Genomic DNA, 12,348 nt, shown 5'->3' with positions numbered 1-12,348 from the left:
GTTGTACTCTTCCATTAAAGATTTTACCATGTTCACAACGGTTTTAAATCCACCCATGTAACGTGCTGCTCCTTCAGAAACACCACAAATAACAGGGGATTTCTCTTCTTCCGCTGCAAGTAAAATCGCTTGGGTAAACTCAAGATTGTTAAGATTGAATTGACCGACAGCATAGCCTTCTGCCTTTGCTTTTTCAAGCATTTCCTTCATTGATACTAAAGGCATCATATTTCCTCCTTCATGTAAGCAAATCATCAAACGTACGTTCCATCTAACAGAGCTTCCAAGCGTATACATCGTACAATTTTCCCGTAATCTGGTGAACTTATGCACCTAACTTACCGTATGTAAAATGTCCACAACAAAAGTGACCGTTCGCTCCAATTAGTTTGAACGAGTCTATTATAGCATACTAAAATTCAAATTCATGCAAAAAAACATGAGAAAGTCAAGCTTTTTTATGCAAACGCTTTCTGGGTTTTTGCTGAATTTTTCGTTAAACTTTCAAATTTTCTTTGATGACGGCCCGTACATCATCAATATCAAAAGGCTTCGCAAAATGTGTGACCGCCCCAAGCTGCATCGCTTCATTAATCATATTTAATTCTCCATATGCGGTCATCATAATCACATCAATGTCAGGGTTTATCTCTTTTGTGCGACGTAAGATTTCAAGACCGTCCATTCCAGGGATTTTCATGTCCAAAAGCACAAGGTCAGGTGCTTCTTCTTCTACAATCGTAAGAGCTTGAACACCATTTGCTGCTTGAAACATAGTGTACCCATCTTTTTGTAAAATTTCGTTTAATAGTACACGAATTCCATATTGATCATCCACGACTAATATCTTTTTCACGTTCGTCACTCCTTCTATTTGTGTAAGGAAGTCATTAACCGTATCCATTTCGCTCACCCTCTTTCCCCCAATAAAAAGGTATTCGTTATAAAGACCGGTTCTCCTCCTTTTCCTCTAGATATATAGGAAAAATCGTTCGACATTTTTGTCGAAAACCTGTGCCCCCTTCATTGCCTTTTTTTGCGTAAAACACTATACTTTCCAGTTAGCACAAGAAAAAGAGGAGGCATTATTTAATGATTCAAATTTTTACGACCCAGCTCTCAGGTTTATTGAACCAGTTTAAAGAACAGGAAGAGCTTGCACTTGAAGACGGAGCGCGAATGCTCGCTCAGGCGCTAGTGGGCGAAGGGCAGCTCTATATTCATGGTATCGGCGAAATGGCTGCCGTTACAGCAGAGGCTACACTTGGAAACGAGCGTCTCCCTCGGCTTCAGCCTCTTTTTTCAGATGGGCAAATGGCTCCCTGGACCGCCCAAGACCGTTTCCTTCTTTTCAGCCGGTTTTCTAACGACCAAGAGGCAATTCGCCTCGCTAAGGAGCTATCAGCAAAGGGAGCCATGATTATTGCCGCTTCAACGGTTAGAGAAACGGATGATGAACAACTTTCTGACATTGTTGATCTTCATTTAAATCTGAATGTACAAGCAAGCCTCGTTCCAACTGACGACGGCTCAAGAATTGGCTATCCCGCTACGCTTGTAGCTTTATATGCATACTTTTGTCTTTATTTAACAACGAAAGATATTTTAGCTGAGTATGAATAAAGTTCTATATAATGAACAAAAAAGAGGGTGATCCTTAGCGATCATCCTCTTTTTAATATATTGGAAAAGGGGCGGAGCTTTCAAGTTGAAGTTAAGCAAGTTGCGTGTCGCTCACACCGCCTTCATTATAGGGTGCTCAACGTTTCCTAACGTGCTTACTTTATTCCATACACAAAGAGCAGCCAATTTAGGCATTTATCTGGAAAAGGGGCGGAGCTTTCAAGCTGAAGAAGCAAGTTGCGTGTCGCTCACACCGCCCTGCGCCCAAGCATGCCTCTTTTTATCGGTTTTCTAATGATGCCCGAATAAATTCACGGAATAATGGTTGTGGACGCGTTGGTCTTGAAACAAATTCTGGATGAAATTGTGAAGCAATGAAATATGGATGATCTTTGAGCTCAATGATTTCAACAAGGCGGCCATCTGGGCTTGTCCCTGAGAACACAAAGCCTTTCGCTTCCATTTGCTCACGGTACTCATTGTTAAATTCATATCGGTGACGATGACGCTCATAAATCACTTCTTCTTCATACGCAGCGTTTGCCACTGAACCTGGCTTAAGCTTGCACGGATAAAGACCAAGGCGCAGTGTGCCACCCATATCTTCTACATCTTTTTGCTCTGGGAGAAGGTCGATAATTGGGTATTTTGTTTCAGGATCTAGTTCAGCCGAGTTAGCGCCTTCTAGGCCTAATACGTTTCGAGCAAATTCAACCGATGCCAGCTGCATCCCTAAGCAAATTCCAAGGAATGGCACGTTGTTTTCCCGAGCATATTGAATGGCTGTAATTTTCCCTTCAATCCCTCTATCTCCAAATCCACCTGGAACAAGGATACCGTCCACTCCTTCAAGGAGCTCCTTGACGTTATCACTTGTCACATCTTCTGAGTTCACCCATTTGATCTCAATGTCGGAATCATAAGCATATCCTGCATGCTTTAATGCTTCTGCTACAGACAAATAAGCGTCTGGAAGAGCAACATACTTACCAACAAGGGCAATCGTTGTTTTTTCGGACAAATGGGTTACTTTTTCAACTAATGCTTTCCATTCATCCATATCCGCTTGTCCGCATGACAGCTTCAAGTAATCACAAACGATGTCATCAAGGTTTTGTGCTTGTAAATCGAGCGGTACTTGATAAAGAGTATCTGCATCTCGAGCTTCAATCACCGCATCCTTATTAATGTCGCAGAATAACGCAATTTTTTCTTTCATGTCTTGCGGAACTGGCTTCTCCGTACGAACAACAATGACGTTCGGCTGAATCCCTAAGCTACGCAGTTCTTTTACACTATGCTGTGTTGGCTTTGACTTCATTTCCCCTGCAGCTGCTAAGTATGGTATGAGTGTACAGTGGATGTACATAACGTTGTCTACACCGATGTCGCTTTTGATCTGACGAATAGCTTCTAAAAACGGCAGGCTTTCAATATCCCCAACCGTTCCGCCGATTTCAGTAATAACGACATCAGCGTTCGTTTCACGGCCTGCACGAAAGACACGTTCTTTGATTTCGTTCGTCACATGAGGAATGACTTGAACCGTTCCGCCAAGGTAGTCACCACGACGTTCTTTTTTCAATACCGTTGAATAAATTTTTCCTGTTGTTACGTTACTGTTTTTATTTAAGTTGATATCGATAAAGCGCTCGTAGTGTCCAAGGTCTAAATCCGTTTCCGCACCATCATCTGTGACAAATACTTCCCCATGCTGATAAGGACTCATTGTCCCTGGATCAACATTAATGTATGGATCAAATTTTTGAATGGTTACCTTTAAGCCCCTGTTTTTCAAAAGACGTCCAAGGGAAGCTGCCGTAATCCCTTTACCTAATGAAGACACGACGCCGCCTGTTACAAAAATATACTTTGTTATCATAGTTCTATCGACTCCTTTAGTTATCCACCATCAACAGATTTGTTCTTGCTTATCTAAGTCCCTAAGAATACAGGGTCCATATAGGATGTAAAAACAAAAAAACAAAAGTGACACCTCACCCTTTAACAGGGGGCACACTTTTGTTTTATATACAACGTTCATTAATTATACATTTATGAAATTCTTTAGCCCAAAAATGATTCTACCTAGATTGTGACAAGAAGTCAAGACTGTTCTGTCCTTATTTTAAGTCGTCGTCCGTCTCGTCCTCGAATTCATCCTCGTCGTCTTCATAGTCACTAAGATCGTCGGTATCATCGAATTCATCCTCGTCGTCTTCATCTTCTTCATTGGAGATTTCATCAAGTTCATCTTCCAGATCTTCATAATCGTCTTCTTCATATTCTTCGAAGTCATCTTCAATGAAATCATCCTCTTCATCGACTGCTTTCGCTTTCTTCTTAGGTGCTGGTGTATACTCTTCTTCCACATGCTCAAGTGGATACCAGCTCTTAAGGCCCCAACGATTTTCACCTAACGTAACAAAACGACCATCAATGTTTAAATCGGTATAAAGGTATCCCATTCGAGCATTCATTTGTTCTTCCGTCATGCCTTTTAATTCTGCTACTCGCTTAATTAACTCAAGGTAATCGAACGGCTGACGCTCCTCTTTCATAAGGGCATAAGCAATCTCGATCATGGATAGCTCTTGAATATCTTCTTTTTTCATTGCTTGCAAACTCACCATGAGCACTTCCTTTCACGATCATCTATCATTCTCATTTGTTTATGTTTTCAACAACTGGAAATCATACGATTCATTATAAACACATTTTTTCAGTTTATGCTAGTTCGATCCGAAAGATCGATCATCTTACAGCCTTACCGAGCGTTATGACCCACATTTGATGATGAATAAGAAAACCATTCTTGTTTTCTTCCTCTCGTGTTGACTGAGTAAGCGATCGTACGTTCGGATCTTTTCGTTCAGATAGCTATTATGATTTTTATGCTTTCTGATTAGTCAAGATAAGGAAGCGAGCATTTTCGCCTCCTCCTCTCGAAAAGCTCTACCCTTCTTTTTACATGTTCCGTCTGTATTGACCACCCACTTGATAGAGAGCCGAGGTAATTTGCCCAAGGCTCGCCACCTTAACTGTTTCCATTAATTCAGCAAAGATGTTTCCACCCTTGACGGCTGTCTCTTGAAGCTGTTTTAGCGCGACAGGGGCAGAAGCTTTGTGTCGTTCTTGGAACGCGCGAAGGTTCACAATTTGCTGTTCCTTCTCCTCCCTTGTCGCCCTGGCAAGCTCCATATTGAATTCTTCTTCTGTCGTTTGGTTCGGGTTCATGTAGGTGTTCACGCCGATAATCGGTAGCTCACCACTATGCTTTTTCATTTCATAGAACATCGATTCCTCTTGAATTTTGCTTCGTTGGTACTGGGTTTCCATCGCTCCGAGAACCCCACCCCGGTCATTTATCTGTTCAAGCTCCTTGAGCACTGCTTCTTCCACGAGGTCCGTGAGCTCTTCAATAATGTAGGAGCCTTGTAAGGAATTTTCATTTTTCGCGAGTCCTAATTCCTTTGTGATGATCATTTGTATCGCCATCGCCCGGCGTACAGATTGTTCTGTCGGTGTCGTAATGGCTTCATCAAAGGCATTCGTATGGAGCGAGTTGCAATTGTCATAAATCGCCATAAGCGCCTGTAGTGTCGTGCGAATATCATTAAAATCAATTTCTTGGGCATGTAGGGAACGTCCTGATGTTTGCACATGGTATTTTAGCTTCTGACTGCGCTCATTGGCTCCGTATTTATTTCTCATCACCGTCGCCCAAATTCTTCGCGCAACCCGGCCGATGACAGTGTATTCAGGATCAAGTCCATTGCTAAAGAAAAAGGAGAGGTTTGGTGCAAACTTATTAATGTCCATGCCGCGGCTTAAATAATATTCAACGTAGGTGAAGCCATTCGCAAGGGTAAAAGCAAGCTGGCTGATTGGATTCGCACCAGCTTCCGCAATGTGATAGCCAGAAATCGACACGGAATAATAATTTCGAACATTGTTTTCAATGAAATATTCTTGAATATCGCCCATCATTCGTAAAGCAAACTCTGTCGAGAAGATGCACGTATTTTGTCCCTGGTCCTCCTTCAAAATATCTGCTTGAACCGTTCCTCGGACGGTGGACAATGTTTTTGCTTTCAGTTCCAACCGTTCTTCTTCGGTTGCTTCGCGCCCTGTCTCCTCTGCAAACCGCTCCAGCTGCTGGTTAATTGCCGTATTCATAAACATGGCGAGAATAATGGGGGCAGGCCCGTTAATAGTCATGGACACAGACGTGGACGGGGCACACAAATCAAAACCGGCGAAAAGCTTATTCATGTCATCAAGGGTGCAAATGCTCACACCGCTTTCGCCAACCTTTCCGTAAATATCTGGGCGGTAATCTGGATCTTCTCCGTATAAGGTGACCGAGTCAAAGGCAGTGCTTAACCTTTTTGCCTCGTCATCCTTTGACAAATAATGAAAACGACGATTGGTCCGCTCTGGTGTTCCTTCCCCTGCAAACTGGCGCTTCGGGTCTTCGCCCTTTCGTTTAAACGGAAAAACACCTGCTGTATAAGGAAACGCACCTGGCACATTTTCGAGCATTGAAAAACGTAAAATTTCGCCCCAGTCTTCATATTTCGGCAACGCGATTTTCGGAATTTTGAGACCCGCTAAGCTTTCCGTTGTCAATTCAGTCACAATTTCTTTGTCGCGAACCTTACTCACGAGGGTATCCCCTGCGTACGATTTTTTTAACGTTTCCCAGTTATCTAGAATCGCTTTGCACTCAGGGTGTAGCTTTTGCTCATAGATCTCTTTTGTCTGGTGGAGCTGGGTGAGGATATCCTCGCTTTTTGCCCCGTGCTCATCTAGGGCAGCAAGCGTCCCTTCAATTTGATAGATTTTCCTAGCAACCGTTACCTGCTCTTCTGTAAAGCGTTTGTATTGCCGGACCGTTAGAACAATGTCCCGTAAATACTGAATATTCTCAGGTGGAATGATCACATTTTGTTTGACGACTTCATGGCTCGTTTCAATCGAAGTGACCCATTCTTTATTGCACGTTTCATTGATCGTATTCACGATGGCGGCAAAAAGCGTATTGGTGCCCAAATCATTAAATTGACTTGCAATCGTCCCATAGACGGGCATCGCTTCTAACGGCTCTTCAAAGCGATTGCGGCTTCGTTGGTATTGCTTTCGCACATGACGAAGGGCATCCTCTGAGCCCTTTCGATCAAATTTATTAATCGCAATCAGATCCGCAAAATCGATCATATCAATTTTTTCAAGCTGGGATGGCGCCCCATATTCACTCGTCATGACGTACAAGGACACATCAGCAATTTCAACAATTTCTGCGTCTCCCTGACCAATGCCGCTTGTCTCAACGATGATGAGATCGTAGCCTGCCGCTTTTACCACATCGATGGCCTCACGAATGCTCTCGGAAATCTCCGTCCGCGACCCTCTTGTGGCAAGGCTCCGCATGAACACACGGGGCGAATGAATCGCATTCATGCGAATTCGGTCACCTAGCAATGCACCCCCTGTTTTTTGTTTCGTTGGGTCAATCGATAAAATGGCAACCGTTTTGCTTTCAAATTCATTAAGAAAACGTCGCACGAGCTCATCGGTTAAGGAGCTTTTCCCTGCTCCACCTGTTCCTGTAATGCCTAACACAGGAACCTCAGAAGCGAGAGCCTTCACTTGTGCTAAGCTTGACTCAAGGGTCGCTGCCGTCTTTTTTTGCAGCGCTGTATGCTGCTCAGCAAGCGTAATGCAACGGGCTACAGCACGAATGTTTTTTTCCTGCAGCTGACTTACCTCATCCTTCAGCTCCCTTACTGTTGGAAAATCACACTCTTTTAGCATCTGATTAATCATGCCTTGAAGACCGCTTTGCCTGCCATCCTCAGGTGAAAAAATCCGGGCGATGCCATAGGTGTGGAGTTCGCGTATTTCAGGCGGTGTAATCACCCCTCCGCCACCTCCGTAAATACGGATATGGCCTGCCCCCTTCTCTTGGAGCAAATCATAGCAGTATTTAAAATATTCCACGTGCCCTCCTTGATAAGAAGAAATAGCAATCCCTTGAACATCCTCTTGAATGGCAGCGCTTACAACCTCTTCAACAGAGCGGTTATGGCCAAGATGGATCACCTCGGCCCCGCTCGCTTGCAAAATTCGTCTCATAATGTTGATGGATGCATCATGTCCATCAAATAAACTTGATGCTGTCACAAATCGAACGTGGTGCGTCGGGCGGTACTGGGCTACCGTTCCCATCAACTATCCCTCCTTCGTTTTTTGTGTCACACCGGCTAATAGCTGCTCCGTTTGTAGCTTTGTGTACTCCTCTAATGTATAAAGCTTTTGCATCACCCATCGTCTAAAGGTCCACATATGACCAGAAACAAGAATGTTATTGGCAAGAAGCTTAATTTCTTGTTCAGACAGATCAAGGACACCTTCTTCAATACAAGCATAGATGACCTCCTCCATCATTTCGGTCATCTCCACTTCCTTTTGGAGCACATACGGAAGGTCTTCCTTCGGCAACGATTTCGCCTCCTGATACATGACGAGAACTTCATCCTGCATTTCATCAATGACGTGGAAAAGGGCAGCAATGGCCTTTTTTAGCCGTTCAAGCCCTGTTTTGTCTGTATCGATTTGCTGATGCAACCGATCGCGTACCTCTTCATAAATGGCATCACAAACTAAATAGAGGACATCCTCCTTCGAACCAATATATTCATAGAGTGTACCGATGCTAAAGCCGGATTCCTTCGCAATTTCTCTTGTCGTCGTGCGGTGAAACCCTTTTTCAATAAAAAGGCGTACGGCCCCTTTGATCATTTGCTCACGTCTTTTTTTAATCAGCTGCTGGTCTTTGACCATTGAAGGTACTGCTTTCTTTTTCAACATGGGTTAACCTCTTTCCCTGTCGTAAATTGAGCGCCTACGATACAAGGCAATCTACGATACATTGTACCGAATTTTTAGTCAGCCAACAGCATTTTTGAAATAACAAGCCGCTGAATTTCATTCGTTCCCTCATAAATTTGTGTAATTTTCGCATCCCGCATATACCGCTCAACAGGATAATCCTTAGTATAGCCGTACCCGCCAAACACTTGAACGGCTTCAACCGTTACCTCCATCGCTGTATCTCCGGCAAACAGCTTCGACATGGCCGATTCCTTCCCGTAGGAAAGACCTTCGCTTTCACGCCATGCAGCCTGGTACGTGAGCAGGCGGCTTGCTTCAATTTTTGTCGCCATATCCGCAAGCTTAAAGGCGATTCCTTGCTGTGCACCGATCGGTTTCCCAAACTGCTTTCGTTCTTTTGAATACGCGACCGCAGCATCTAATGCCCCTTGAGCGATTCCTACAGCTTGAGCGGCAATCCCGTTACGTCCTCCATCTAATGTCATCATCGCCACTTTAAAGCCTTCCCCTTCTTCTCCAAGCCTGTTTTCCTTTGGAATGCGGCAGTCCTCAAAGATAATCTCTGTCGTCGGCGAAGAGCGAATCCCGAGCTTTTTTTCTTTTTTGCCAACCGAAAAGCCTGGTGTGTCTGCTTCAACGATAAAAGCGGTCACTCCCTTATGCTTCTTTTCAGGATCGGTTACTGCAAAAACGACATAAATGTCCGCAATGCCCCCGTTTGTGATAAAAATCTTTGTCCCGTTTAACACATACTCCTCGCCATCAAGGACAGCTGTTGTCTTCATCCCCGCTGAGTCTGAGCCTGAGCCTGGCTCCGTTAAGCCATATGCTCCAATTTTCTTCCCTTCCGCCATAGGACGGAGAAAGGTTTGCTTTTGTTCCTCTGTTCCAAATTTATAGATTGGCCAGCCTGCAAGGGAGAGATGAGCAGAAAGGGTGACGCCCGTCGATGCACATACACGGGAGAGCTCCTCGACTGCAATGACATAGCTAAGATAATCTGCCCCGATCCCTCCATATTCTTCTGGCCAAGGGATGCCCGTTAAGCCAAGCTCGGCCATCTTATCAAAGATTTGACGATCAAATCGTTCTTCCTCGTCTCGTTCATGGGCTGTAGGTGCGACTTCATTTCTTGCAAAATCTCGCACCATTTTACGAATCATCTCTTGTTCATCAGTTAATAAAAAGTTCATGCGATTTCCCCCTTAATCTATTGCGAGATGCTTATGAATGACCAGTCGTTGAATTTCACTTGTTCCTTCATAGATCTCACAGACTTTCGCATCGCGGAAATAGCGCTCAACAGGATACTCTTTTGTGTAGCCATAGCCACCAAATATTTGGAGTGCCTCAATCGCTACTTCAACGGCGGTCCTTGAGGCAAACAGCTTTGCCATTGATGCTTCCTTGCCACAAGGCTTTCCCAGCTCTCGCAATTGTGTCGCCTGATAGATAAGTAGCTTTGCTGCCTCTACCTTTGTCGCCATATCTGCAAGCTTAAAACCAACTCCTTGCTGAGATCCGATCGCTTTGCCAAATTGCTTTCGCTGCTTCGCATAGGTAGTTGCTGCCTCAAGGGCAGCTTCTGCAATCCCTAACGCTTGTGCTGCAATGCCAATTCGTCCGACTTCAAGATTGGCTAGGGCGATTTTAAAGCCTTCTCCTTCTTCGCCAAGACGGTTCGTGACCGGAACACAAGCATCTTCAAAAATGAGCTCAGTCGTATTCGAGCCGTGAAGCCCCATTTTCTTTTCCTTTTTCCCGATTTGAAAGCCTGGTGTGTCTTTTTCAACGATAAAAGCACTAATTCCTTTTGTCCCTAAGCTCGGATCAGTGGAAGCAAAGACGATGTAAGTATCCGCTTCTCCTCCGTTCGTGATAAACGCCTTTGTTCCATTTAAAAGATAGCTGTCCCCTTGTCGTTTTGCTGACATCTTCAAGCTTCCCGCGTCTGAGCCAGAGCTTGGTTCAGTTAATGCAAACGCGCCTAAATATTCACCTGTTGCGAGCTTAGGAATCAACCGCTTCTTTTGTTCATCGGTCCCAAAATAAAGGATTGGGTTTGTACCAACTGACGTATGAACTGATAAAATGACGCCGACGGTTGCACTCACCTTAGACAGCTCATGAATGGCAAGAATATAAGAGGTAAAATCCATTTCCGCTCCACCATATTGTTCAGGAATCGGAATCCCCATCAGCCCAAGCTCCCCCATTTTTTTGACGATGTCGCGGGGAAAGGTATCGTTTTCTTCCATTTCTGCGACAAACGGGGCAATTTGTTCATTGGCAAAATCCCGCACCATTTTTCTCATCATTTCTTGCTCGTCAGTAAACCTAAGATTCATGGCGTTTTCACCTCTCTTTGTTGTACTAGCAAGCCAAGCATCACTTTTTTTATTAAAAGGGGCTGGGGCTTTCAAGTTGACAAAGCAGGAAGCGTATCGCTCACACCCCTTCATTAAAATGTTGCTCATCATTCCCTTACGAACTCGTTTTCATCCATTCGGGATCAGCAAACGATCATGATTGTTTTTGTGAGTGCAAATTGCCCGTTAGTCATAGACGTAGAAGCCACGACCTGATTTCTTTCCAAGCCATCCAGCTTTTACATATTTACGCAGTAGCGGACACGGACGATATTTGTCATCACCAAACCCTTCATGGAGGGTTTCCATAATATAAAGACATGTATCGAGTCCAATAAAGTCAGCAAGAGTAATCGGTCCCATTGGGTGATTCATTCCAAGCTTCATCACCTCATCAATGGCTTCTGGTGTTGCAACCCCTTCATAAATCGTATAAATCGCCTCATTAATCATTGGCATGAGGATGCGGTTGGAGACAAAGCCAGGAAAGTCATTCACTTCAACAGGTGTTTTATGAAGCTTGTAGCAAAGTGATTCCACAGCTTCATAGACCTCGTCACTTGTAGCCAAGCCCCGAATGATCTCAACAAGCTTCATCACGGGTACTGGGTTCATAAAATGCATGCCGATCACGCGCTCTGGCCGCTTCGTAGCTGCAGCAATCTCCGTAATTGGTAAAGAAGAAGTATTGGTCGCTAAAATGGCATGGGTTGGCGCGATTTCATCAAGCTTTGCAAATAATGAGCTTTTCACGTCCATGCTCTCAATGGCTGCTTCGATGATGATGTCAGCTTTTTTAGCAATTTCAAGCTCTGTTGCTAGATGAATCCGACTTAAAATGTCGTTTTTCTCTTTATCCGTCATCCGCCCCTTTGTCATTTGGCGGTCAAGGTTCCTATCAATCGTTCCTAACCCTTTTTCGGCAAATTCTTGCTTCATGTCATGCAAAATCACGTCAAAGCCTGCCATCGCGTGAACCTGTGCAATGCCTGAGCCCATTTGTCCTGCTCCGACAACCATGACTGTTTGGATGTTCATCTTTTTATACGCCTCCTTTTACCGCGTTCCTTCTCTCTATTTCGCTCACCCTTCTACTTCGAGTAAAACAGCATCCCCTTGACCTCCACCACTGCAAATGGCGGCAATGCCAAGGCCTCCACCCCGGCGCTTGAGCTCATAGGCAAGCGTGAGAAGAATGCGCGCACCACTTGCCCCGATCGGGTGTCCTAGAGCAACGGCACCACCGTTAACGTTTACTTTTTCAGGGTCAAGGCTCGCAATTTGGCTGCTTGCTAGGGCAACAGCTGAAAAAGCCTCATTGATTTCAAACAGATCAATGTCAGCAACAGATTTCCCTGTTTTCTCGAGCAGCTGCTGGATCACAAGTCCCGGTGTTTTTGGAAAGTCCTTTGGTTCAATGGCAAGAGCTGTATGAGCAATAATCGTAGCCAAGGGCTTG

The 12,348-nt window shown here is 44.5% G+C and carries 10 protein-coding genes and 1 pseudogene; 1 reads left to right on the top strand and 10 read right to left on the bottom strand.

Annotated features, from left to right (window positions below; genetic code table 11):
- The coding region (locus BLT_RS21145) for a class II fructose-bisphosphate aldolase (protein WP_035425291.1) at positions 1-225 on the bottom strand (225 nt) is incomplete at its 3' end.
- Positions 226-496: 271 nt separating this feature from the next.
- The gene (locus BLT_RS0100955) at positions 497-904 is read right to left on the bottom strand and encodes a response regulator (RefSeq protein WP_017725964.1); all 408 of its coding nucleotides are present in this window, start codon (positions 902-904) and stop codon (positions 497-499) included.
- Between the two features lie 188 nt (positions 905-1,092).
- On the opposite strand from BLT_RS0100955, the gene BLT_RS0100950 reads away from it, so the two are divergent.
- Entirely contained in the window at positions 1,093-1,623 is a 531-nt protein-coding gene (locus tag BLT_RS0100950) for a DUF2529 family protein (RefSeq protein WP_017725963.1), read from the top strand.
- A gap of 280 nt (positions 1,624-1,903) precedes the next feature.
- Here the strand turns inward: BLT_RS0100950 and BLT_RS0100945 are convergent, their stop codons facing one another.
- The 8 genes and pseudogenes from BLT_RS0100945 to BLT_RS21140 all read right to left on the bottom strand — a co-directional run.
- Complete coding sequence (locus tag BLT_RS0100945) at positions 1,904-3,505, bottom strand: CTP synthase (RefSeq protein ID WP_017725962.1); 1,602 nt, start codon at positions 3,503-3,505, stop codon at positions 1,904-1,906.
- Positions 3,506-3,746: 241 nt separating this feature from the next.
- Entirely contained in the window at positions 3,747-4,256 is a 510-nt protein-coding gene (rpoE, locus tag BLT_RS0100940; protein ID WP_017725961.1) for a DNA-directed RNA polymerase subunit delta, read from the bottom strand.
- 334 nt (positions 4,257-4,590) lie between these two features.
- Complete coding sequence (gene icmF, locus BLT_RS0100935) at positions 4,591-7,854, bottom strand: fused isobutyryl-CoA mutase/GTPase IcmF (RefSeq protein WP_017725960.1); 3,264 nt, start codon at positions 7,852-7,854, stop codon at positions 4,591-4,593.
- Between the two features lie 3 nt (positions 7,855-7,857).
- On the bottom strand, positions 7,858-8,496 hold the full coding sequence (locus BLT_RS0100930; protein WP_017725959.1) for a TetR/AcrR family transcriptional regulator: 639 nt from the start codon (positions 8,494-8,496) through the stop codon (positions 7,858-7,860).
- Positions 8,497-8,570: 74 nt separating this feature from the next.
- Complete coding sequence (locus BLT_RS0100925; protein WP_017725958.1) at positions 8,571-9,713, bottom strand: acyl-CoA dehydrogenase; 1,143 nt, start codon at positions 9,711-9,713, stop codon at positions 8,571-8,573.
- Positions 9,714-9,725: 12 nt separating this feature from the next.
- On the bottom strand, positions 9,726-10,868 hold the full coding sequence (locus tag BLT_RS0100920; RefSeq protein ID WP_026104914.1) for an acyl-CoA dehydrogenase: 1,143 nt from the start codon (positions 10,866-10,868) through the stop codon (positions 9,726-9,728).
- 207 nt (positions 10,869-11,075) lie between these two features.
- A complete protein-coding gene (locus tag BLT_RS0100915; protein WP_017725956.1) occupies positions 11,076-11,927 on the bottom strand; it encodes a 3-hydroxybutyryl-CoA dehydrogenase in 852 nt (283 codons plus the stop codon).
- A gap of 45 nt (positions 11,928-11,972) precedes the next feature.
- A pseudogene (locus BLT_RS21140) lies at positions 11,973-12,348 on the bottom strand (acetyl-CoA C-acyltransferase); the annotation flags it as partial.

The sequence above is a fragment of the Halalkalibacterium ligniniphilum genome, from assembly GCF_000334155.1.
In the GTDB taxonomy this organism is placed as follows: Bacteria; Bacillota; Bacilli; order Bacillales; family Bacillaceae_D; genus Halalkalibacterium; species Halalkalibacterium ligniniphilum.
The sequence above is the reverse complement of the archived record's forward strand: the minus strand, read 5'-3'. Positions and strand labels throughout refer to the sequence as shown.